At 33.3% G+C, this 24191-nt stretch carries 28 protein-coding genes and 2 tRNA genes; 22 read left to right on the forward strand and 8 right to left on the reverse strand.

The annotated features are described in order from the left end of the window. Positions 1 to 38: 38 nt before the first annotated feature. The 6 genes from rsmA to QMD61_06990 all read right to left on the reverse strand — a co-directional run bounded on the left by rsmA (position 39) and on the right by QMD61_06990 (position 5200). The gene (rsmA, locus tag QMD61_06965; protein MDI6724373.1) at positions 39 to 869 is read right to left on the reverse strand and encodes a 16S rRNA (adenine(1518)-N(6)/adenine(1519)-N(6))-dimethyltransferase RsmA; all 831 of its coding nucleotides are present in this window, start codon (positions 867 to 869) and stop codon (positions 39 to 41) included. An 85-nt stretch (positions 870 to 954) separates the two neighbouring features. Then, the gene (locus tag QMD61_06970; protein MDI6724374.1) at positions 955 to 1533 is read right to left on the reverse strand and encodes a DUF655 domain-containing protein; all 579 of its coding nucleotides are present in this window, start codon (positions 1531 to 1533) and stop codon (positions 955 to 957) included. A 124-nt stretch (positions 1534 to 1657) separates the two neighbouring features. Continuing rightward, a complete protein-coding gene (locus tag QMD61_06975) occupies positions 1658 to 1987 on the reverse strand; it encodes an RNA polymerase Rpb4 family protein (GenBank protein MDI6724375.1) in 330 nt (109 codons plus the stop codon). A 5-nt stretch (positions 1988 to 1992) separates the two neighbouring features. Next, positions 1993 to 2286: a 50S ribosomal protein L21e gene (locus QMD61_06980; GenBank protein MDI6724376.1), complete on the reverse strand. Its 294-nt coding sequence runs from the start codon at positions 2284 to 2286 to the stop codon at positions 1993 to 1995. Between the two features lie 287 nt (positions 2287 to 2573). Further along, positions 2574 to 3800 carry a tRNA pseudouridine(54/55) synthase Pus10 gene (locus QMD61_06985; GenBank protein ID MDI6724377.1) on the reverse strand — a complete coding sequence of 409 codons (1227 nt, stop codon included), beginning with the start codon at positions 3798 to 3800 and terminating at the stop codon, positions 2574 to 2576. Positions 3801 to 3868: 68 nt separating this feature from the next. Continuing rightward, a complete protein-coding gene (locus QMD61_06990) occupies positions 3869 to 5200 on the reverse strand; it encodes a signal recognition particle protein Srp54 (GenBank protein MDI6724378.1) in 1332 nt (443 codons plus the stop codon). A 172-nt stretch (positions 5201 to 5372) separates the two neighbouring features. Between QMD61_06990 and hpt the strand changes: the two genes are divergently transcribed. From hpt to QMD61_07100, 22 genes are all read left to right on the forward strand, one after another. Continuing rightward, positions 5373 to 5939 (forward strand): hypoxanthine/guanine phosphoribosyltransferase, encoded by a 567-nt coding sequence (gene hpt / locus QMD61_06995; GenBank protein ID MDI6724379.1) that lies wholly within the window; start codon positions 5373 to 5375, stop codon positions 5937 to 5939. A gap of 24 nt (positions 5940 to 5963) precedes the next feature. Further along, positions 5964 to 6968, forward strand: a complete 1005-nt coding sequence (dph2, locus tag QMD61_07000) for a diphthamide biosynthesis enzyme Dph2 (protein MDI6724380.1) — start codon at positions 5964 to 5966, stop codon at positions 6966 to 6968. Between the two features lie 97 nt (positions 6969 to 7065). Next, positions 7066 to 7635, forward strand: coding sequence for an exosome complex RNA-binding protein Csl4 (locus tag QMD61_07005; GenBank protein MDI6724381.1), 570 nt, complete (start codon positions 7066 to 7068; stop codon positions 7633 to 7635). A gap of 818 nt (positions 7636 to 8453) precedes the next feature. Further along, positions 8454 to 10985 carry a hypothetical protein gene (locus tag QMD61_07010; protein MDI6724382.1) on the forward strand — a complete coding sequence of 844 codons (2532 nt, stop codon included), beginning with the start codon at positions 8454 to 8456 and terminating at the stop codon, positions 10983 to 10985. Between the two features lie 155 nt (positions 10986 to 11140). Then, positions 11141 to 11491: a VOC family protein gene (locus tag QMD61_07015; GenBank protein MDI6724383.1), complete on the forward strand. Its 351-nt coding sequence runs from the start codon at positions 11141 to 11143 to the stop codon at positions 11489 to 11491. Between the two features lie 484 nt (positions 11492 to 11975). Further along, on the forward strand, positions 11976 to 12239 hold the full coding sequence (locus QMD61_07020) for a DNA-directed RNA polymerase subunit L (GenBank protein MDI6724384.1): 264 nt from the start codon (positions 11976 to 11978) through the stop codon (positions 12237 to 12239). A 28-nt stretch (positions 12240 to 12267) separates the two neighbouring features. Continuing rightward, entirely contained in the window at positions 12268 to 12864 is a 597-nt protein-coding gene (locus tag QMD61_07025; GenBank protein MDI6724385.1) for a DUF99 family protein, read from the forward strand. Between the two features lie 29 nt (positions 12865 to 12893). Next, positions 12894 to 13322: an NUDIX hydrolase gene (locus QMD61_07030; GenBank protein MDI6724386.1), complete on the forward strand. Its 429-nt coding sequence runs from the start codon at positions 12894 to 12896 to the stop codon at positions 13320 to 13322. 147 nt (positions 13323 to 13469) lie between these two features. Further along, complete coding sequence (locus QMD61_07035) at positions 13470 to 13784, forward strand: transcription factor S (GenBank protein ID MDI6724387.1); 315 nt, start codon at positions 13470 to 13472, stop codon at positions 13782 to 13784. Between the two features lie 31 nt (positions 13785 to 13815). Beyond that, positions 13816 to 14331 carry a hypothetical protein gene (locus QMD61_07040; protein ID MDI6724388.1) on the forward strand — a complete coding sequence of 172 codons (516 nt, stop codon included), beginning with the start codon at positions 13816 to 13818 and terminating at the stop codon, positions 14329 to 14331. A 68-nt stretch (positions 14332 to 14399) separates the two neighbouring features. Next, a complete protein-coding gene (gene pcn / locus QMD61_07045) occupies positions 14400 to 15134 on the forward strand; it encodes a proliferating cell nuclear antigen (pcna) (GenBank protein MDI6724389.1) in 735 nt (244 codons plus the stop codon). A 71-nt stretch (positions 15135 to 15205) separates the two neighbouring features. Then, positions 15206 to 16018, forward strand: a complete 813-nt coding sequence (locus QMD61_07050; protein MDI6724390.1) for a hypothetical protein — start codon at positions 15206 to 15208, stop codon at positions 16016 to 16018. A 383-nt stretch (positions 16019 to 16401) separates the two neighbouring features. Then, entirely contained in the window at positions 16402 to 16680 is a 279-nt protein-coding gene (locus QMD61_07055; protein MDI6724391.1) for a 50S ribosomal protein L44e, read from the forward strand. Positions 16681 to 16689: 9 nt separating this feature from the next. Beyond that, positions 16690 to 16875, forward strand: coding sequence for a 30S ribosomal protein S27e (locus tag QMD61_07060; GenBank protein ID MDI6724392.1), 186 nt, complete (start codon positions 16690 to 16692; stop codon positions 16873 to 16875). A 26-nt stretch (positions 16876 to 16901) separates the two neighbouring features. Next, on the forward strand, positions 16902 to 17687 hold the full coding sequence (locus QMD61_07065; GenBank protein ID MDI6724393.1) for a translation initiation factor IF-2 subunit alpha: 786 nt from the start codon (positions 16902 to 16904) through the stop codon (positions 17685 to 17687). Between the two features lie 19 nt (positions 17688 to 17706). Continuing rightward, positions 17707 to 17883, forward strand: coding sequence for an RNA-protein complex protein Nop10 (locus QMD61_07070; GenBank protein ID MDI6724394.1), 177 nt, complete (start codon positions 17707 to 17709; stop codon positions 17881 to 17883). A 4-nt stretch (positions 17884 to 17887) separates the two neighbouring features. Beyond that, the gene (locus QMD61_07075; protein ID MDI6724395.1) at positions 17888 to 18655 is read left to right on the forward strand and encodes a proteasome assembly chaperone family protein; all 768 of its coding nucleotides are present in this window, start codon (positions 17888 to 17890) and stop codon (positions 18653 to 18655) included. 50 nt (positions 18656 to 18705) lie between these two features. Further along, a complete protein-coding gene (locus tag QMD61_07080; protein MDI6724396.1) occupies positions 18706 to 19908 on the forward strand; it encodes a TIGR00375 family protein in 1203 nt (400 codons plus the stop codon). A 10-nt stretch (positions 19909 to 19918) separates the two neighbouring features. Next, positions 19919 to 20773 carry a MoxR family ATPase gene (locus QMD61_07085; GenBank protein ID MDI6724397.1) on the forward strand — a complete coding sequence of 285 codons (855 nt, stop codon included), beginning with the start codon at positions 19919 to 19921 and terminating at the stop codon, positions 20771 to 20773. Positions 20774 to 20784: 11 nt separating this feature from the next. Further along, positions 20785 to 21930 (forward strand): VWA domain-containing protein, encoded by a 1146-nt coding sequence (locus QMD61_07090; GenBank protein ID MDI6724398.1) that lies wholly within the window; start codon positions 20785 to 20787, stop codon positions 21928 to 21930. Between the two features lie 25 nt (positions 21931 to 21955). Next, positions 21956 to 22219: a hypothetical protein gene (locus tag QMD61_07095; GenBank protein MDI6724399.1), complete on the forward strand. Its 264-nt coding sequence runs from the start codon at positions 21956 to 21958 to the stop codon at positions 22217 to 22219. Positions 22220 to 22501: 282 nt separating this feature from the next. Next, on the forward strand, positions 22502 to 23599 hold the full coding sequence (locus QMD61_07100) for a hypothetical protein (GenBank protein ID MDI6724400.1): 1098 nt from the start codon (positions 22502 to 22504) through the stop codon (positions 23597 to 23599). Between the two features lie 143 nt (positions 23600 to 23742). Here QMD61_07100 and QMD61_07105 read toward each other — a convergent pair. Both QMD61_07105 and QMD61_07110 read right to left on the reverse strand, forming a co-directional pair. Continuing rightward, positions 23743 to 23817: transfer RNA gene (locus tag QMD61_07105), tRNA-Arg, on the reverse strand. Positions 23818 to 24046: 229 nt separating this feature from the next. Then, positions 24047 to 24120, reverse strand: a tRNA-Arg gene (locus tag QMD61_07110). Between the last annotated feature and the right edge of the window lie 71 nt (positions 24121 to 24191).

Raw genomic sequence — 24191 nt, forward strand, 5'->3', positions numbered from 1 at the left:
TTTTTTATCTCCTGATTAAAATTAACAGATCAATTTATTTATTTTTTCACTAATAATTTCAATTCCTCAGAAATTAATATAACATCTTCAGGATCCAGCTTCACAACCCTCTCACTCAATAAATGAGGATCCAATTTTGAAACTATTTCTTTAGCTTCTTTTTTATCCACATCAGCAATTTCATGGAACGAATCCAGTAAAGCATTTCTAACTTTTTTCTTTTTATGCTGGAAAAGCGCCCTTGAAGTCTTGATAAAGAATTCATCAACTTCTGCTTTTTTATTCGGAACTAATTTAATAACAGCAGATGATATTTTTGGTTGGGGAAAAAAACAATGCTTTGAAACTTCAAAAAGGAGTTCAACATCTCCACAAAAGTGTAACATCAGTGATAATCGTGAATAATTAGAATCACCTGGCTTTGCGATCATTCTTTGGGCAAATTCAAGTTGGTACATAAGTATTGCATAATCAAAGTCATATTTCAGCAGTTTAAAAGTAATTGGCGATGAAATTTTGTAGGGCAGATTGGATACAACCTTGTTAAATTCTGGAAAGTCAATTTTAGTCGCATCAGCAGCTAACACAGCTACATTCGAGATATCAAGGTTTTCAAGCCTTTTTTCTAAAATAGCAGCAATTTTCTGGTCCTGCTCTATGGCTATCACTTTCTTTGCTTTCTTAGAAAGTGGAATTGTAAGAGTCCCAATACCTGCCCCAATCTCCAGTATAACATCATCAGGAGATATCTCTGAGTATTCAATGATTTTGGCGAGTATATTAGAATCTACCAAGTAATTTTGCCCTTTTCGTTTATCTAGTCTTATATTATTCTCTTTCAGTATTTTTAGGGTTTCTCTACTTAACATCAGATTACCTGAAAGAATTTTAGTTTTTAGACATATAAAAAAAATAGTAGTTTATAAAATAAAGAAATAATGTGGAAATTGGAGATTAATACCTCTTTGCAGGAGGCCTTGTAAATAATACATACTTCCGTTTTCCTTTTTTATCCTTTGCCGCGTCAAGTTCCAGTAGTATTCTCTTTGAAATGAGTTTTACAGGGTCAGCAAGCATAGGGACCCGTTTTTTAACATCTTCATAATTTTCAAAGGGCTTTTCTTTCCTTGCCTTTATAATGTCCCACATGTGCTTTTTACCAATTCCAGGAAGGAGTTCAAGCTGATGTAATCTGGTTGAAATAGGGCCGGCTTCATTGAAAAACTCGATAAACTTATCCTCTTTTGCTTTAATAATTTCTTCTATGACATAGTTTAATTCAACCTTAGCGGTAGCTGTGAGATCATCATATTTAAGTCTTCTATTTACCCGGGATATTTCCTCCCGCTTTCCTGAACCTATATAAACTTTCTGATGAATATCCAGCGACACATTCTCTTTTGGAATAAGTTCAAGTAGAGTAAATTCTTCTTTACCTATTGCCTGCGCTACAGGCTTTCTTTTATATGTGGGTATACCTTCTTTAACATATCCTAAAGGAAGATAATCCAAAATGATTGCATATTCTTCCATTTAATCACATCTATGATGTTATTATTTTAATATTTTATTATTTCTCTTCAATGAAGATTTATATTAATAAACCTGATTAAAATCAGATTATAAATATTGCATGAATCCCTATTTCCAGTATATTTTATCTGTATCTGTTCACTATTTCTAGTATCTTCTCCAAATCTTCAGTTTTATATGAGCCCCTTTCTTTTGCAAATAGAAGCCTTAGATCTGCAAGATCTTCAGGCATTACATCTGCAATTTTAATAGCTTGAGTTTTTTTGACTAATTCTTCAAGTTCTTCAACCAGTTTTTTTGCATCATCTGCATCCAGCTTTGAAAACTTTACTACATGATCGAGAGCTAGGTTTTGCTCATAAGTGAGTTCATGAGTTTCTGCAAGGTCTTCGAGCATCTTTTTAACTTCTGCAGTGGTGATAGGGTCAGTATCAATAACTTTTTTCCCAATCATTATCATCACTCTTGCATTTTAAGATGTTCAGGCCTTATAATTAATTTTTTAGCTTTATTACCATCATTTATTTCTACGATATATGCCCTACCTCTTTTATCCGCAACTCTACCTGTTTTACCATGGAAACGAGGATGTGGCTGACCTTTCTGAACACTAGGGTCAATTATAATATGAACGAGAGCGTTTTCATCAAAAGTCTGTATTTTTTTTGTTATTGGATTTGCTCTGCTTACTCTTAAGCTCTTTTTAAGTTTATAGCGTGTCTTACTTCTATAACCTCTTGATCTTGTTACCATTCTTAAACCTCCATAATAATATTATCTAATTAAAATGACCGTTAAGTCAAATTTTATGATTTTAAAATATTTAGCATAGTTGCTACTTTTTATTATTTGATTCAAAGAAAGCATTGTAAAATTCGATTATGAAATTAAGTCTTTAAATCTGATCATGTTGAATAATATGCTACTATGTAAATATATGCTAAAACCCTATTTATACTAAACTTTTCTATTTTAGGTTTTATTAAATTTAAACCTTATGAATTAATATGTTGTTCAACTTTTAAATATTAATCTCTAATTTAGATATTAACCTCTAAAACATCAAGCTGTACACATAACGCTTTTTTACCTAAAATTTCAGCTACACTTGGGCTTGTTCTTCCCTCATCACTACTTATGAGTTCTTTAATATATAATCCGCCTTCACATTCAACTATCATCTCGAATCTGGAAGGATTAATTATTTTAGTTCTTATCTCTCTGACTTTACGTGTCCTTATTTTATCTGCACGCCTATGGGACACTCTTATAGGTGTACGTTGATTAATAATGTCTAAAAAGCTTAATTTATCTAATTCTTCTTCTTTAATCTGATCTTCAGTTTCTACAATAGCTCTATAAACTTTGTATGTATCTGTAGATGAGTTTTTTATCATACCCTTCCTTTTTCTTCCAGTGGGTTTCAGATCTGTGACTTCTACTTTTCCATGGGCATGTTCATTAATTTTACTCTGGAGATTTTTTAGATCAAAATTTCTAATTCTGGGCTCTTTTATCTCAAGTACAAATGGCCTTCCATTTCCAAGCATTTTAACGTCTATATCCTCCCGTCCCGCTCCATGGAATTTTGAATCATTTCCTCTAAATAACTGGAGGGGAATAGCTGAAATCAGCTCTTCAACTGATTCAGGATACATTTTACCAGTATAATCACAACCTGGACATCCTTTACCTCTACACTTCTTACAGGGCCATTTTGTCTGAGGTATTCCCCTAATAAGCTTTCTATAGCGCCCTTCTATGAAGATAGGATTTATTTGAATGGCTATTTTATCTTTTACAAGGTCAACCATTATCACTATATCTGGATAATCAAAATCCACTTCCTTTTGGAGTTCCAGTGATAATATTTTCCCTATTTCTCTGTTTATCTCTTTTTTAATGCTTTCAACATCTAATTCCAGGGATTTTTGAATTTCTTCTTCTTTAACCAGTATTTCAGGTAAAACACGACACCCAATAAGGAATGTTTCAAATTCAATTTCTTCTTCCTTTAATTTGCTTATTATCTTTTCTATAACTCCATTTTTAACGTCATCAAATATATTTCCACATATATAACATGAATCCGTATTTAGAGCGCTGTAATTCTCATCAGATAGAATTTGCCTTACGTATTCGCCCCTGTATTTGTTATCTTCACCTTCCACTATTTTAGAGAATTTTCTGCCTAAACAATGATTGCAAAGTTTCCAGTCTGTAATTTCCATAAGTTTAAGTGCTTTTTCAGTAATTTGAGATTCCATCTATATCATCCTTAAAAATGTAAAAAATTGATTGTTTTTAGTTAAAAAAAGAGAGGTAATAATTAATTTTACCGCATCATCTGTCTCATCATCTGTCCCAGTGGACCGCCCATTTTCCGTTTACCAAAACCTTTCATGGCTTTTTTGGTAACATTATAGTATTTGAGCAGCTCTTTGACATCCTCATTCCGCATACCTGATCCCTTTGCAATCCTTTTTACCCGGGATTGCTTTATAACTTCGGGATGTGTGAGCTCATATTCTGTCATGGAGTCCATCATGATTTTATATCTGCCCAGTTTCTCTTCTGTCACCTGAGAAGCGTTTTTAGGGAGTTTTCCACCCATTCCCGGAATCATATTCATAACCTGCTGCATCGGCCCCATTTTATTCATCATTTCAAATTGAGAATACATTTCTTTAAGGGTAAATTTACCACTTAACATGGCTTCCATTGCATCTGCATCTACATCCTCTTCTGCAATCTCTTCTGCCTTTTCAATAAGAGATTTAATGTCACCCATTCCAAGGAGTCTTGAAATAAACCTTTCAGGATCAAACGCCTCAAAATCATCGACTCTTTCACCGGTACCAATGAACTTGATGGGAGCACCAATTTCTGAAACAGCAGATAATGCTCCACCACCTTTTGCAGAACCATCAAGCTTTGTTATAATAATAGAACCCACATCAGTTGCTTTATTAAATGCCTGGGCCTGATCTTTCGCCTGCTGACCTATAGTACCATCAATAACCAGTATAACTTCATTAGGCTCTACAATCGAAGATATTTGTTCCATCTCATCAAGAAGGTCCTTCTCCTCTTTGTGACGTCCAGCAGTATCTATAATTATTAAATCCTGCTTTTTAAACTCTGCAAGACCTTTTCTTGCAAGATCAAGGGCATCCTTATTTTCTGGATCACCGTATAAAGGTACATTCATACCTTCAGTTAACTGCCTGAGCTGTTCATACGCGGCAGGCCTCCAGGTGTCTGTGCTAATAACAGCAGGGTTGAAACCTTTTTTCTGGAGATATTTTGCAAGTTTACCAATAGTAGTAGTTTTACCGCTACCCTGTAGACCTACAAACAGTATTTTATAAGGTTTAGTGTCAATTTCAACCTCTTCGGCTTTTTTACCTATAAGATTTACCAGTTCTTCATAAACTATGGTTATAATATATTCTCTGGGTGTAATTCCTTTAGGGGGTTCTTCTTTAAGTGCCCTCTCTTCTATTGTTTTTGATAAATTTAAAACAAGCTTAATATTAACATCTGATTGGATTAAAGCCCTTTGTATATCCTTTATAACCTCTTTAACTACTTCTTCATCGATTATGGGCATACCGGCTAATTTTTTCATTGTTTTAGTCAAGTTTTTACCTAAGTTGCCTAACATGATCTGCCTCGATAAATTTTATAAAAATAATTTGAAAATCAATATCAAATACTATTATTAAATATACTTCTTGTTATAAAAATATCTTTGTATCATTTATGATTTTAGTTGAAGATGGATCCATTTTTAAGTTAAAATATGTTTTTATATCAAATTTTAAGGGAATGATAAAATGCTGGACATACTTAAAAAAACACTAATAGAATCGCCTGTAGTAAAAAAAGGCGAATACGACTATTTTATACATCCAATAACTGATGGCATTATGCTTGTTGAGCCTGATCTTTTAAGGGAAGTATCTAATGCCATTAAAGAGGTTGCAGATTTAAAAGTTGATAAAATTGTCTGTATGGAAGCCATGGGAATCCATATCGCTACTGCACTCTCCCTTGAAACAAATATTCCATTTGTAGTTGTCAGAAAACGCTGTTATGGTCTGAATAATGAAGTTGCAGTTCACCAAGTTACAGGGTACAGTGAATGCGAACTCTATATCAACGGGATTAGAAAAGGAGACAGAATACTGGTAGTTGATGATGTTGTAAGTACAGGTGGAACTATGATGGCAGTTCTAAATGCTTTAGAGAGCTCTGGAGTTGAAATTGCAGATATCGTCGCCGTTGTGGAAAAGGGAGATGGAAAAGCCAGGATTAAAAAAGAAACAGGACACGAAGTTAAAACCCTCATAAAAGTGGATGTAGTGGACGGAAAAGTGGTTATAAAAGATAGCGTGCTCTAATTAAAAAATAGATAGTGTGTGATAATGCTTAATTATGATTTCAGGCTTGATGAAGTTATTGGAAAAATAAAGGAAATGAATGCGAAAGCTGTTGGAATACAGTTTCCTGAAGGTCTTAAAATTCATGCAACCAATGTTGCAGAAAAAATAGAAAATGAAACTGATGCATTGGTGCTTATTGCAGGAGATCCCTGTTATGGTGCATGCGACGTTTCAGATACTCATATGGAAGGTCTTGTTGATTTAATAGTGCATTTTGGGCATATTGAATTTCCAATCCATTATAAAGTACCTGTTCTTTTTATTGAGGCATACTCAAAAATTGATGTAATGAATGCAGTTAAAAATAGTCTTGAATTACTTAAAGACTATAAAAAAATTGGCCTTGTAACTACAATTCAGCATTTAAACCTCATTACCCAGATAAAAGATTTATTAATTGAAAATGAAAAAGAAGTGCTAATGAAGGAAGGCGCAGGGACAAAAGAAGGCCAGGTACTTGGCTGCAACTTCTCAGCAATAAAAGATATCGATGCAGATGCATTTTTATATGTTGGAAGCGGAAATTTCCATGCCCTTGGAATAACACTTTTTACAGAAAAGCCCGTTTTTATAGCAGACCCCTATATTAACGAGGTAAGGACTATCGATGAATTTAAGGATAAAATACTTAGGACACGGTTTGCAAAGATAATAAAAGCTGAAGAAGCAAACAAATTCGGCATTGTTGTATCATCAAAAAGAGGTCAATTCAGATTAGACCTTGCCAGGAAAATAAAGGACATGTTAGAAGAAGAAAATAAGGAAGCATTCATAATAATGCTCGATAACATTTCTCCAGATCTATTACTTCCATATATGGATTTAGATGCATTTGTTATAACCGCATGTCCGCGTGTAGCCATAGATGATGCTAATATGTATAAAAAGCCCCTTCTGACTCCAAAAGAACTGGAAATTGTTCTGGGTAAAAGGAAATGGGAAGATTATAAAATAGATGAAATTCAACATATAAATGAAAACTATTAATATAACATAACATTGATATTTGTTCATTAAATATAATTTTCAAAAAACAAACAAAGGAAAATAAAGAATTTTTACTTGTTTTAAATGAGGTGAATTAATGAAAGCTAAATCAGGAGATTTTGTTTTACCTGGCGACGTTTTAGGGGTCACTGAAGAATTTGTTCCATCAGAATGGACCTATGAAGAGGAAGGGAAGATAAAATCACTGGTCGTTGGAACAGTTTCCATTGACGAAAGGAATAAAAAAATAGCCATAGTCCCTAAAACAGGCACTCCACCACTTTTAGAGGTTGGAAAGCTCATAGTTGGGGAAGTAACAGATGTAAGAGGCCAGAGAGTTTCAGTAAAAATAAATAAGATTAAAGGAGAAGAGAGAGACCTTGTAACATCATTTGTTGGAGGTATACATATCTCACAGGCACAAAAAGGTTACCTGGCTAAATTAAGCGAGGCCTTTAGAATAGGAGATATAGTCCAGGGAAAGGTTACAAAAATTATAGGACTCGATAACGTTGATCTTACAACTGCAGATGAGGATATGGGTGTTTTAAAGGCAATGTGCACAAATTGCAGGCACTATATGGTAAAAATAGGTAAGAATGAAGTGCAATGCCTGAACTGCGGTAGAAAAGAAAAAAGAAAACTTTCTGAAAATTATGAGGGTTAAATCCCTTAATTTCTTTTTATTTTAACTCTTTTTTTGCTATTCACGGGTTTGGATTAGATTTTACATAGATAATGATTGGAAAAAATCCATCTTCTAACAAATATTAATAATACTATCAAAATTAACACTAATACTATAAATTTTTACTTTATAATTTAAAATCACTGTTTTTGTATATTAATATCTTTATTATAATTGCTTTCTACTTTATTTACCTATATTTTATTGTTTATTTAGAAAAGGAGTATTAGGGATATGCTCTATTTATATTTTATAATATTTTGGATGGCGTTCATAATTGAAATGATTATAGGATTCTTTTATGATAAAAAAACATCCTGAAAAGAATTTATTAAAAAATTGCATTTAATTGATTTATTAGCAATTTTATCTATGCTTATGAGCATAATGGAGCATATGAGCATATATTAACTATTTTTTTAGTTTATAATTTATTTTATGCATATATTAACAAATATTATAGAAATTTATAATTTTTTGTTTTATTATCCTGTAATTTAATGTTTAAAGTTATTTATATTTCATAATAAAATATAATACTAAATCTTAACTGTATTATTTTAGTAAAATATTAATATAAGTTATAAATAACAATTTTTTTATATAATAAGTAATACTATAGAATAATTTAGATAATATAGGTTTAATTTAATCTAAATTAACTTTTAGAGGTGTATAATAAACTTAAATTTCAAATAATATTCAGAAATTAAATTAATAAATTTAAAGGAGGTGAAAAAATAAGAAAACAGAAGATTACCAGTAAAATCAAGTTTTTTATTCCCATAATGCTTATAATGTCAGTTTTATTTTTTTGTATGGGTACTATCTCTGCTAATGAAGTTTATGTAAATATTACTGGAAACGATGATACTGGAGATGGTAGTGCAGGGAATCCATATTTCACCATACAGAAAGGTATAAGTTCAATTCAAGATAATGGAACACTAAAAATTGGTAACGGAATATATGGCGGAGTAAACAACACTAACATAACTATCGATAGGAACATGAGCATTATTGGTGAAAGCCAGGCTGGAACCATTTTAGACGGGGAAAATCTTAGCAGAATATTTTTTATTCAATCTGGAGTGAATGTCAGTATATGTAATTTAACATTCATTAATGGAAACAACACCGGTGGTGGAGCCATTCAAAATAATGGTACTTTAACTGTAAATAACTGTAAATTCACTAGCAATACTGCAGGTTGGAATGGTACAAATACAAATTTTGGTGGAGCTATTAATAATCAAGGAACTTTAACTGTGAATAACAGCATGTTCAATAACAACGATGCACGTGTAGGGGGAGCTATTTATAATTCTCCAGATGCTACCTTGAACGTGAATAACAGCGTATTCACCAATAATGCGGGGAAACTAGGGGGGGCTATTTATAATCATGGTACCTCATTTGTAAAAAGCAGCACTTTCACAAATAACACTGCACAGAGGGGCGGCGCCATCTTCAACTTAAATTACGATCAATTGTTAAATATTGATAACTGCGTATTCACCGACAACAACGCCACATATAATTATGGCGGAGCAATTTACAACAACGAAGGTAATGTGACTGTAACCGGCAGTAATTTCACAAACAACAGTGCACCTGAAAGGGGTGGAGCAGTCTACAACATGGATATTTTGAATGTGATGGGCTGTACATTCATAAATAACACTGCAAATAACGGCGGTGCTATCTATAGCCGTCTGGGTACATTAACTGTTACAAACAGCACTTTCACTGATAACAGCGCCATTTCTGGCGGTGCTATCTACAATACTCGTACATTAACTGTTACAAACAGCACTTTCACAACTAACTCGGCAGAGGAAGGCGGTTCTATCTACAATACTGGTGATTTGGCCATTTCAGGAAGCACATTTACAGGTAACACTGCAGATTATGGTGGGGCCATCCTGAATGATGGTACTCTGAATATATCCAGTAACAGCATATTCAACAACAACATTGCACAGTGGTATGGTGGGGCCATCTGCAATGGTGGTACTTTAAATATTTCAGATAGTACATTCACAGGCAATTCCGTACAAATTTTAAATTGGAGTGCAGGTGGAGCTATCTACAATTACGGTAGTTTAATCATATCTGGCAGTAAGTTCACAGACAACACTTCACAGGGTGCCGGTGGGGCCATCTGCAATCAGGGTAATGGTTTGGCCATTTCAGGAATCATGTTTACAGGTAACAATGCACGTGGTGATGGTGGAGCTATCTACAACTATGATAGTATTTTAATAGTGACTAACTCTACATTCATAAATAACACTGCACAGGCGGGTGGAGCCATCTGGAATTATGGCGGTGATATTACTTCAAGGATCATTAAATTCAACCGTATTATTGGAAACAACCCAGATAACAGTGAAATTTACTGTGAATATGGAACAATGGATGCCACACTCAACTGGTGGGGTTCAAATTCAAGTCCTGCCGGAAAAATATCAACCGGAACTCGAGGAATTGTGCTTTTTGATCCATGGATTGTACTAACCATCACTGCAAACCCTACAACTATCAATAACGGCGGCATTTCACAAATTACAGCAGATTTACTGCATGATTCAGACGGTATTTACCATAACCCTTCAGATGGACACGTACCAGACATACCAGTAACATTGACCATACTCTGGGGAAGTTTTGAAAATCCTGCAATCAATCATTCAATCACATTAAACACCATAGGAGGCATTATTACAGCTATTTTCTATGCAAATGAAGGAGCAGTTAATCCATTATTCAATCCGGTTAGAATCAATGCCACTGCCGATGGTTATACAACAAATAATGCCGAATCTGCTTATATTACAATCAACAAAGCTGCAGACCTGTACATCAAAATAACAAGCGATAAAAAGAACCCTAAAGTAGGCGAAACATTCACAATAACCTACAAGCTCGGAAACAAAGGACCTGATGCAGCAGAGAATGTTACAATAACAATACCATTACCACAAAGCTTTGAATTAATCAGTATTAGCGGTGATGGTAACTGGACTTACAATGCAGCAACAAGAACAATAACATGGACTCTAGAAAATGTTCCAAAAGGAGATCCATACCTTTACATCTCAGGTAAGTTAATCAGGGCTGGAACTTATATATTTAGTTCATCTATCTCTTCAGAGACTTACAATATTAACAGTCAAGGTGTAACTCCGTTAACAATCAATGCAGCATCAGAAGCTAAAGCAGCGACTGAAACAGTAAGAATGCAGGAAACAGGATTACCAGTAAGCTATTTAACACTGGCTATTTTAAGTTTGTTCAGCGGATTTTTAGTATCAAAAAGAAAATAAATCCTCTTATTTTATTTTTTTTAGAATTATCTCCAATTCCTTTGATATTCGATATGCTAATTCTAATACCAGTATAAACATCTAATGTGTAATGCTGGAAAATTACCAATGCAACATTAATAATTAATGAAAAACAGTATTCATATGGTGATAATATGAAAGTTAAATACGCTACCATGATAGTTAAGGATATGGATGAGTCAATTAAATTCTATAGGGATGTTATGGGGTTTGAAATAGACAGTCAATACGATCTCGGACCAGCAGGAGAAATCACATTACTTAAAGGTGAAGGAGAAACTATGGTAGAAATCATTAAAAATCCAGTTGATGAACCGGGGCTATTTTCAATAGGAATGGATGTTGAAAACATAAACGATACAATCAAAGAACTTAAAGCAAAAGGTGCTAAAGTCACAATGGAACCCACACAGATAACAGTTGGACATCTTGCATTTATAGAAGACCCAAATGGAGTCCGAATAGCGTTAATTCAACACAATTAATCCTTACTGCATATCCACTGTAAAAATAAGCTCTTTTTTAATTATACCAGCACCCCTCATATATCACTAATTTCAGACCAATTTGAACTCCTTTTTCCTCAAATTTATTATTTTTAAATGTTTGTTAGAGAATCATTATGCTTATATGTCTATTATTTTGATCATATTGCAGGAATAGGCCGATAATTACGCTAAAAATGAATATAAAAGGTTATACTGGGTATAGGAGATTATTTGCCTAAATAGATATCGATATATTTAATGGGTAAATTATTTTGTAAAAATAATTAAAGGTATAAAAAATAAGTGCTTGATGTAAAATTTTCTTAATATAAATCTAAACCTTAATATATGATTTCATATTATACTTACTAAATGATATAAAAAGTGGAGTATAATATACTATTTTTAACATGATATTTACGAACTTATCAGTAAAAAAGCTAGGTAAAATGAAAGATTTTAACACTTTATGAGGGATAAAATGAAGATTTTAAAGAATACTAAGACTGAACTTGAAATTGAGATTACAGGCGAAACTCATTCATTATGCAACGCATTAAGAAAAACAATAATGGAAGATAAAAGCGTGGAATCAGCCGCATACGTGATAGACCATCCAATTGTAGGGGAGCCTGTATTGTATATTAAGGGTAAAAACCCAAAAAAATCGCTTCAAAAAGCTGCAGAAACATTAATGTCACAATGTAATGAATTTAAAGGCCTAATAGAGGCTTCAGAAAAATAATTAATATTTTTGCCCATTAATTTTTAAGATGAAAAATAAAAAATTCAGGAAAATCAAGCAGGAAATAAGGATTTTAGGCATTGACGATGCCCCATTCCCTCCACATACTCAGAATAAGGTAATGCTGATTGGCACTGTTTTTAGGGGAGGAACATGGCTTGATGGAGTCCTCAGGACTTATATTTCAGGCGATGGGAACGATTCAACTGCAGAAATCATCAATATGGTAAATAACACCAGACATAAAGACCAGATCGGAGTCATCATGCTTGATGGGATTACTTTTGGTGGATTTAACGTTGCTAATGTAAGGGAAATCTTTGAAAAAACAGAAATTCCGGTCATCGTTATTATGAGGAAATTCCCCGACTTCGATAAAATTAAAAGAGCTCTTTTGAGGTTTGAAGACTATGAAAAGAGATGGAATTACATTCTAAACGCAGGTAAAGTTTATAAAATCCAGAATAAAGAACCGATATATATCCAGATATGTGGAATCGATTTAGAAGATGCAGAAGAAATTGTGAGCCTTTCCACAACAAGGAGCGCGATACCTGAGCCAATAAGGGCCGCTCATTTAATAGCCGCAGGGGTGGAGACTGGAGAATCTAAAGGAAGCGCTTAATTTATTTTAATGAACCAGGAGAGTTTAAATTGCATGAAAATCCTTCTTTAACCGTAGATGCAGTAATAATCTGTGAAAATAACGAAATAGCACTGATTAAACGAAAAAATGATCCCTACAAGGATTCATGGGCATTACCCGGAGGATTTGTTGAATACGGCGAAACTGTAGAATCAGCAGTTTTAAGAGAGGTAAAAGAAGAAACCGGCCTTGAAGTTGACTTGGTAACAATGGTGGGTGTTTACTCTGATCCAGATCGAGATCCAAGAGGGCACACAGTTACAATATGTTATCTTGCAAAAAAAGTTGGAGGAAACTTGAAAGCAGATACAGATGCTTCCAAAGCAAACTGTTTCAAAAAGGATGAAATTTCAGGGTTAAAACTTGCATTTGACCATGATTTTATTTTAAAAGATGCATTTAAACTCTTAGAAAACGAAAATGAAGTTTTAATTTAAAATGAAATTTTTGAATTAATGACTGCCAAATCAGACAAAATTTATAAGTATTAAGAAACAATTTTTTTAAAATTACAATTAATTATCATTATTTATCAAATAGATAACTCAACTCACTATTATCAATATAGATCAGGGAGGATTTTAATGGAATTCTGTCCAAAATGTGGAACTGTTATGTTTCCCAAAAATAACCGTTTTAAGTGCAAATGCGGATATGAAAAGGAAATAACCAAAGAAGAAAAAAGTAAGTATGAGGTCTCTGAAAAGGTATCAGCAAAAGAAAATATAATAATTAGAGGAGAAAATGTAAAAACATTGCCAACAACTCGTGCTATATGTCCCAAGTGTAAGAATAAAGAAGCTTTCTGGTGGCTTCAGCAGACAAGAAGGGCTGATGAATCTGAAACAAGATTTTTAAGATGTACAAAATGCGGACATACATGGCGTGAATATGATTAGTCTATTAAATCCTTTATAAGGAGAATATAGCATGAAAGATGTTTCAAATAATAAAAAATCAGATGAAAAAGTAGAAAAGAAAGGTTCTACAATTTCATCTACCAAAAATTTCATTAAAAAATTGGATTTTAGTCAGGGTCTTGAATCTGAAAAAAAGGATTCAGAAAAACCTGGGGATTCTGAAGCAGAAACTAAGGATTCTAAGCATGAATCCGCATTACCTGCTGTTGAGGATATTTTAAAACTTTTGAAAGTTAAGGATATTGAATCTGGAAAAAATAAATTAAAAATTATAATTGGTATTGCTGCTGGTTCAATACTCATATTGGGCGGCATATTTTTTATGATGGGCTCTGTTGAAACTGTTGCTGATAATGTTATCTTTGGTGAAAAGGCCGTATTTTCAGTATTTTTGATTTTACTTGGTATTCTTATAATTGCGAGTGTTTTGGCGCAGAAATTTCTTAATAAATCATTTTTTAAGGGAATAAATAAGGAAATTGAGTCGGATAAGGAAGCGTCTTCTAATCCAAATAAAAAGAATTAGAAGATAATAGTATAAATAGAAATAATATAATAAGATTATTAGGATAGTCTTTTTGAAGGAGGATGAAAATGTTTAAAGCAGTTCTAAGCGATTCGAATATCTTAAAAACCAGTTTTGATGCAATATCTTCTATTGTGGATGAAGTGCAGATGCAGGCAGATAGCGAAGGTCTAAGACTTGACGCACTTGATAGATCTCACATCACATTTGTCCATCTTGAACTCAAACCAGGATTATTTGATGAATTTACCATAGATGAGCCTTTAAAAATTAATGTGGATACAGAAGAGCTTATGAAGGTCTTAAAAAGGGCAAAAAGTGATGATATTGTTGAACTTTCAGTGGATGAAGGAAATCTTATTATCGTATTTGAAGGAGAAGCACGCCGTAGATTCAAAATACGACTTATAGACATTGAATATGAAGCGCCAAGCCCACCAGATCTTGAATATCCAACTGAATTTGAAGTTCCTTTTATCCTCCTTAAAAATTCCATTCAGGACATCGAGATAGTATCAGATAAGATAGTGTTAATGGTGGATTCAGATAAATTCATTGCAGAGGCAGAAGGTGAGTTTGGAGATGCAAAAATTGAGTACCTCCATGGGGAGAAAATAGATACCAATGCAAAATCCATATTTTCACTTGAAAAGATCAAAGAGATGCTTAAGGCAGATAAATTCTCAGATATCATCGTTTTAAAGCTTGGAAACGACATGCCTCTAAATCTATCATTAAAGATGGTTTCTGATGAAGGAGAGCTCAGTTTCTTATTAGCGCCACGTATAGAAAGCGAAGAATAGATGGAATTCATTCAAAAAGTGGATTAACAATAAAAAACAAAATATAATATAGTAATTTTTAAAGTGAGGAATTGAGGTTGGATGAGTTTTTCCAGAGATTAAGGGAAATCCAAAAAAAAGAGCGTAATATAAGCGGGTTAGCTAATGTTGGAGATAATTTTTATAAGGATGTTTATAATTATTTAGACAGACTTATGCTGAAAGTAGGTAATAATCCCTTTTCTTTAGACTCATATCTTCTTCGTGATGCTCGCAGAATAGCGGCAGAGATATGTGAAAGACGGGAACATAAAATAGCAAACAGTGCAATTTTAAATATTCAAAGAACAAACGGACTGTTTAATGATAACTCAGAAAAAAATGGATTGAACGCTCCGACCGCTCCACCAGAAAACCTAACTCCCGAGGAGGAAAATCTTTACTATTCAATAACTAAATCTCTTATTAAATATAGAAATGAGATGATTCCTCAATTAAAATCTCTTAAAAATAAAGAAGATAAAGTTACTAACATAGAAAAGCAGCAGAAGTCCAGTTTATCATTATCTAAAGGGAAAAATAAAGGCAATGCAAAAAAATCATTATCCATTGGAATTGAACATGATATAGAAAGTTTTCAGGCATATGAACAACCCGAACCACTTATTGAAGATATTCAAAGTCCTGAAAAAGAAGTTCCATCTGCCAGTAAAGATAAAAAAGATCACTTAAGAACAGTCATGGCTCTTGAATCACTTCCATCTATAATGGGAGTGGATAATAAAATTTACGGTCCTTTATCTCCTCAAGATGTAATAACAATGCCCGAACCAAATGCAATGATATTAATAAATAATAATAAGGGTAGGTTTATTGAAAAATATAAAAAAATTTCATATAAATAGATATAATAATATTTATTATGGCTTTTATGGAAATAAGACCACAATACGGCTTTTAAATGTCTTAATTTTATTCTTTAAAGAATCAGTGGTACTATACAAATATATAAATAGAGAATTGAAAATAAATATTCAAGATATTTATTAAATATTAAACTTGTGAAGATCTTTGATTTTCAATGTTTGTGAAACTTTGTTTCACAACTGTAAAAAATCTTTGATTTTCACATGCCGCAGAATTTCTCAAAATCTATGATTTTGGAGCACAAAAAACCATAGGTTTTTTGTATGTTTCAATTTTGCTGGCTTTTTATTTGAATCTAGTTCAATATCCATAATTCTAATGAATTAATTTATTCATTTTTATAACTAAGAGGTGATTATCAATGAAAATTCCAAAAGAAAGAAAAACATACTGTCCAAGTTGTAAAAAACATACCGCTCATGAAGTACTCGAATCTAAAAGAAGAAAGGCAAGCGAACTGAAATGGGGACAACGCCAATTCAGACGAGTTACAAGTGGATACAGGGGTTATCCAAGACCTCTTCCATCTGGAAATAAGCCAGTTAAAAAACTGGATCTCAGATATAAATGTAAAGAATGTGGAAAGTCCCACATAAAAAGATCCTCATTTAGAGCAGGAAAAGTTGAATTTGTAAGTTAGGTGATGTTAATGGCAGTTATTGGGACTCATAGAAGTAATTTTTTAAGGGTAAAATGTTTAGACTGTGGAAATCAACAAACAGTATTTGATCATGCTGCATCAAATGTCCAGTGTATCATATGTGGAAAAACACTGGTAAAGCCAAAGGGCGGTAAATCTAAGATCGTGGCTCAAATTATAGAAGTCCTTGATTAAATTATTAAGGCAGTTCAGGTGTTCTAATGGTAAGAATGAGAAAAGAATGGCCAGACGAAGGAGATCTTGTAGTAGGAACCGTACATAAAGTTTTAGGTTACGGTGCATTCGCTGCTCTTGAAGAATATGAAGGAAAAGAAGCATTTATTCATATTTCTGAAGTCTCTTCTGGATGGGTAAAAAATATTCGAGATTATGTAAGGGAAAATCAGAAGATAGTTGCAAGAGTACTGCGGGTGAATCCGAAAAAAGGTCATGTCGACGTTTCAATGAAAAGAATAAGGGAAGATCAGAGGACAAGGAAAATTCAACAGTGGAAAATAGAGCAAAAAGCCGAAAAATTGCTTGAAATATCTGCTGAAGCAATTGGAAAAGACCTTGATACTGCATATGATGAAATAGGCTATAAGATTATAGATGAGTTTGGTGATCTTTACGAGGCGTTTGAAACAGCAGCAGAAGAAGGTGAAGAAGCCCTTATAAGTAGAGATATAGATGGAGAGTGGGCTAAAACAATTACAGAAGTAGCTCAAAAGAATATTTCTCCTCCTGAGGTTCAAATAACAGGATATATAGATTTAAAATCATATGCACCAAACGGTGTTGAAGTGATAAAGAAAGCATTAGGGTCTGTTGAAGAAGAAAATATACAGGTGCAGTGCGTTGGGGCACCAAGATACAGATTAATAGTCAAATCCTCTGATTACATAACTGCTGAAAGCTTACTTAAAGAAGCAGCAGAAAATTGTATTAAAGTTGTTCTGGAAGAAGGTGGGGAAGGAAATTTCCAGCGTGAACTGGAAAAAACATAAATAGACTGCAGGTCTTCTAATGAAGATGAAAATGAAAAGATGCAGATCCTGCGGGGAATACACCCTTAAAAATAAATGTCCCTACTGTGATGGGGAAGTAGGAGTAATATATCCTGCTAAGTATTCTCCTGAGGATAAATATGGAAAATATAGAAGAATCCTTAAAAAACAACAGCTTAAAAATAAAGAGGAGTGATTAGATGGATAAAACTTATATTAATATAATTAAAGAAGTGGATCTTAAAGAACCCGCATTTATTGAGGCACTTCCTGGAATTGGGCATGTTGGAAAACTTGTTGCAGAACATATAATCCATGAACTTGAAGCAGAGAAGTTTGCAGAACTATACTCGCCATCATTCCCTCCACAAGTATTTGTTAATGAAGATGGAACCATAGAGCCCATGAAAAACGAATTTTATGCTCTTAAAGGCAATAATGGACAGGATTATATAATCCTTGTAGGAAATACTCAGGGATTAAGTCCAGAAGGCCAATATGAAGTATGTGGAATGATCCTTGATTTTGTCGAAAAATACGGCGTAAAACAGATGTACACCCTTGGGGGCCTTGGAACTGGACAACCAATAGAAAAATCAAAGGTTTTCGGAGCAGCAACAACAACAGAACTCGCCGAAATACTAAAAGAAAATGATGTAACTCTTAGATCTGCCGACGGTGGAATAATAGGAGCTTCAGGCCTTCTTTTAGGAATGGGAATGCTTCGAGGAATGAAAGGAGTCTGCCTCATGGGGGAAACACCAGGATACTTCATAGATGCTGAAGCATCAAAAGCGGTTTTAAAAGTTCTGCTTGATCTTTTGGGCATGGAAGTAGATGTGGCAAAATTAGAAGAAAGAGCAGAAGAAACCCGGAAAATGATATCCAAAGCCCAGCAAATGGAGCGAGAAATGGCTGAAAGAATGCATATAGCTCCTGGCGAAGAAGATTTAAGATATATCGGGTAAATGGCTTATTTTTTTAACCCGATTATACATTTATTTTTTATGGGTTTATCATGATAATAAGATCAGATCTTCATATTCACAGTCTTTATTCCATGGCTACATCAAAAAACATGGATATAAATACAATTGCATCCCAATCAAAGTTAAAAGGACTTGATTTAGTTGGAACAGGAGATGCTTTTCATCCAGGATGGCTTCAAATTATAGAAAATAGTACCAATCCTTCAGATAATGGAATATATTCAGTTAAAGACTGCGATGATAGTTCTCAAACACGCTTGGTTAAAAGTGTGGAAACTCCAGAAACTGAAGCAAAACACTGTAAATTTATTTTAACTGCAGAAGTAGAGGATAAAAACAGGATTCACCAGCTCATAGTTCTACCTTCCATTGAATCTGCTTATGAAATAAGAGAGAAGCTACCTTCTAAAAATATCGATAAAGAGGGAAGGCCAAGGGTTGAAATGGACGGTACGGAATTAATGAATTTAATTAGAGATCATAATGGATTGATTGGGCCATCACATGCATTCACTCCATGGACAAGTATCTACAAAGAATTTGACAGCATTTATGGCTGTTATGATGATGCTCCTGATTTTTTAGAGCTGGGTTTATCTGCAGATACAGATATGGCCGATAGAATAGAAGAGCTTCATGATATTCCATTCCTATCAAATTCAGATGCACACTCTCCATGGCCACACAGACTTGGAAGAGAATTTAACGAAATTGAAATTAAGAAAATGACCTTTGATGCATTTAAAGGTGCAATAAATTCAAAAAAAGTCGTGGGAAACTATGGATTCGATCCCCGTCTTGGTAAATATCATGAAACTGGATGTGTAAGATGTTATAAAACATATTCCATTGAAGAAGCACGAGAACTTAAAATGAGATGTCCATGCGGCGGGCTTATAAAAATAGGCGTTAAAGATAGGATATCTGATATTGCAGAATGGGATAAACCACGTCACCCCCAGTTCAGACCACAATATACTCATATTCTTCCTCTTGCAGAAATAATAAGTCTTGTTTATGGAAAAGGAATAACTACAGTTTTTGTACAGAAAATATGGAAAGAGCTGGTGCAGAACTTTGGAAGCGAAATTGGATGTTTAATTTATGCACCAATTGAAGAGGTTAAAAGAACAGATTCAAAATTAGCCGATGTTATAAAACAATTTAGAGAAAACAACTTAAAAATCCAGCCGGGTGCTGGTGGAATGTACGGTAAAATAATATTGGATTAGGAAGAAGATAATGGAAACAGATAAATTAAATATGGTGCAAATTGAAGATGCATTAAATGAAAATAAATACGTTCCTGACGATAATATAGTTACAGTCATTTTTTTAGCTTTATCACTTAAAAAACCAATTTTAATTGAAGGGCCGCCAGGAACAGGTAAAACTGAGCTTTCAAAAACAGTTTCAAATGCATTTAAAAGGGATTTTTTTAGAATACAGTGTTATGAGGGAATTACATTCGAGCAGATCGTTGGTGAATGGAACTACCAAAAACAGCTTTTAAGCCTTGAAATGTCCAAAACAAATAAAATCGAAGAAGACGTTTTTAGAGAAGAATTTTTCATAAAAAGGCCGCTTTTATCTGTATTCATGAATAAAAAGCCTTCCATAGTTTTGATTGATGAAATTGATAAAGCTGATGAAGAAGTTGAAAGTTTTCTGCTTCAGGCGCTTGGAGAAAAACAGATCACCGTAAATGATCTGGGTACATTTGAACTTAAAAATGATTTGATGTTTATTATGACTTCAAATTCCCAGAGACAGCTTCTTGATGAAACAAAGGACCGTTGCCTTTATTTATACATTGATTATCCTTCTTTTGAGCGTGAAGTTGAAATAGTAAAATCGCATGCACCTGATGCATCACTAAAGTTAATTAAAAGCGTTGTTAAGGTAATACAGAAAATGAGGAAGTTGAATCTCACTAAAAACCCTTCTATTCGAGCTACTGTAGATTGGGTTAGAAGTTTAATTATTCTTGATAAAGAAGTTTTAGATGATAATTCTTTTAAAAAGACCCTTAATGTGGTTATAAAGAGTGAAGAAGATAAAAAAAAGGTTTTATCAAATTTTAAAATCAAGAATTAACCAGGATCCTTATGATAAATGAAATAGTTAAATTTTCAAGTGTTTTAAGGGAAAATGGAATTCCCGCAAGTATTAGGAGCACAAAAATGGCATGTGAAGCTGCTCCTCTAATTAAAAGTGATAATGGAAACCTGAAAGAAGCTTTAGCATGCATTTACCTTAAGGATCAGCGTCAGAGAAAGAAATTCAACGAATTATTCGAATTATTCTTTGATAAAAAAGGAAAAGAAGAGGAAAGAAAACCATCTGGCCTGGGAGATAAATCTAAGTTCTTAAAAAAATACAATGTGTCAATTAGCACCAAAAGGGTTTCTGATTTTGATTCTGGAGATAAAGCTCAACAATATAAAATTGATTATATTAAAAACACATTAAATGACATAAACGATAATGCCAACAGAGAGGGCAATTCTGAACTACTAAAAAGTGATATAAAGACCTTAAACACATTACAACCGGAATTAATAGACCTTTGCCAGAAACTCGGCCGAAAAATTGCCATAAAAAGGGTGCAGAGATATAAACAGGCCAAAAAGCAAAGGCCAGATATTAGAAGAAGCATCAGAAAAAACATGAAACATGGCGGTACCCTTCTGGAGCTTGTAAAAAGCAAACCCAAAATAAAAAAGCAGAACCACTATTTTTTAAGCGATGTAAGCGTTTCATGCGACTGGATAAGTATCTGGTTCTTCTGCATGGTTTATGCAGCCCAAAATTCGTTTAGCAGGGCAAGGGCATTTGAATTTGATAATAAAACTGCTGAAACAACATCTGCCCTATTTGAACCGGATTTAGTTGATGCATTTCTTAAAGTTTTAGAGATCAGGCAGAATAATTCCATGATCCGCGGTAAATCAAACATGTTTACAGCATTTGAAAGCTTTTTAAAGAAGGCCAACTTAAATAGCAAATCATATGTCCTCATTTTAAGTGATTGTAGGGATTGGGCAGGACCCAAGGAGGATGGCATACCACGCAGCGCATATCTAATTGAAAACATGGTTAAGAAATCTAAAAGAGTTTTAATCTTGAATCCTGAGGAAAAAAAGAAATGGAATGCTGCAGATAGCTGTGTTTCATATTATGAAGATGCTGGGGCTGAAGTGTTTGAGGTGGGGAATTTAGATCAGCTCGCTGACTTAATAAGTGAGATTTAATTGAATTAATTTTCAGGTGATAGAAATGATAGAATATTTAGCTCAAGATGAAGGACCTGTTACTCACCAATTAATTTTTAAAGACACTGGAATTTCCGAAAAGACTTATAAACATTTAGAAAAGCGTATAAAGAAATATGATGAAAATTTGGTTTTAACGCACGTTCCGGTTGCTGATGAAGTAATAATCATTGTAAATAAGAAATGTGAAAATGATGAGTGCCGTGTAAATGAAGCAGAACGATTTTTAAAGTATTATGATGTGGTTTTGAGTAAAATAAACCTCTGAAATTTTTCTTATTCAGAAATGTTTTTGAAATCTTATGATAAAATGATATAAATAATCAGCTACAGAAGATTTTTAGAAAAAAGAGTTATTATGGATATCCTGACACACTAACACCCTAAATTCATGTAACATTTTTATTTATAGTTAATCATAACATGCAAAATATTAAATATTAATCATATAAAAATGAAGATTAATGATTACACGTATTTAATTAGTTATTATAGGATTTTCATATTTAAAGGGCAGAATTCAGCAAAAATTTGGATAAAGGGTTTTTTTATGAAAGATAAGATATTTTTGGTAAAAGAAGACGATGAACTAATTGAAATGGAAGAAACTGAATATGAAAGAGAAATCGTTCTACAAGAGTTACTAGAAAAATATCCGAGTTTATTAGTTGGAGAACAAATGTACTCTAATTCCCCTAGAAGATGGCTGTTAGTAAGCAGAGAGATGGGAATAGCTTTTGAAGAAGATGGTGCAAGAATCCTCCCAGTTGATCATCTATTTTTAGATCAAGAAGGTATTCCAACTCTTATTGAAGTAAAAAGAAGGAGTGATACTCGTATCCGGCGAGAAGTAGTTGGTCAAATGCTAGATTATGCTGCAAATGCTGTACGTCACCTTAAAATTGAAGAAATTATGGCTGAAATTAATGAAAATGATTTGAATAAATTTTTATCTGAAGATTCTGACTTAAGCATTGAACCTGAGAGATTTTGGCAAAAAGTTAAGATTAATCTGCAAGCAGGTAAAATTAGAATGGTTTTTGTTGCAGATATTATTCCAAAGGAATTAAAAACAATAGTAGAATTTTTAAATGAACAAATGGACCCTGCAGATGTCTTGGCCGTGGAAATTAAACAATTTATTGGTAAATATAATGGTCAAGAATTGAAAACACTTGTACCTAGAGTCATTGGCCAGACAATGGAAGCCCAAATAAGAAAATCAGTTTCTAATAGAAAGAAAATATCCGAGGATGAATTTTTAAAGTCTTTAGATCCATCTAAAAAAGAATTCTTTGAAGATCTTATATATTTTGCTAACAAAAATGATTTAAAAATTAATTGGGGTACAGTTGGCTTTTCAATGAATGTTAATTTGGATGAAAACTTAGTTAGCCTATTTGAAGGTTATTTACCAGAAAGTAAATTTAAGAATACAATAATTGTTAAATATACTAGTATTTTAGGTAAAGTTAAGGATGGAGAATCTATTATAAACTTATATTCAGATTTGAAAGATTTTGCTAAAGAAGGTACAAACGGTTTAATATGGCGTTTGGAAAATGATAATGATAGAGAACATTTAGAAGAATTCAAAAAAGTTCTATCTCTTGTTATTAATAAAATCAAAGAAAATGGATTAAAATGATAGAATTCTGCATTTTAGAAATTCTTTATTTGAAACTGTTTGAGAACATTTTTTAATAATTGAGTTTGATTGGGGTTTATTCTTACCGCAGCGAAGCGAGGATTTTTTTGATCCATCCTTTTTTCTCTGAAAAAAGGTGGAAGCGGACCCGCCGGGATTTGAACCCGGGACCCTCAGATTAGGAGTCTGATGCCCTATCCTGGCTAGGCTACGGGCCCACTTATGATAGACAATTGATTAATATAATTTATAAATTTACTCTTTTAGAATTATCATTAGGTTTGTTTTAGAATTAAAATAAATAGTTCGCGCTTGGAATTTCTTTCTTTCCGAGCGAAGCGAGGTTTAATTTTCATATTTTATTTTTGATTAAACTTTTTTTCAAAAGCCCTCGGAAATCATTGATTTCCGGGGCGCCAAAAAATCTTCGATTTTTTGAGCGTTTAGCGGACCCGCCGGGATTTGAACCCGGGACCTTCGGATTAGAAGTCCGACGCCCTATCCAACTAGGCTACGGGCCCTTGTGATACTGTTTAAAATTGGTAATTAGTAGATTGTTTATTCTGGTATATAAAGCACACTGTTAATACAA

The organism is Methanobacterium sp. (assembly GCA_030017655.1).
In the GTDB taxonomy this organism is placed as follows: Archaea; Methanobacteriota; Methanobacteria; order Methanobacteriales; family Methanobacteriaceae; genus Methanobacterium_D.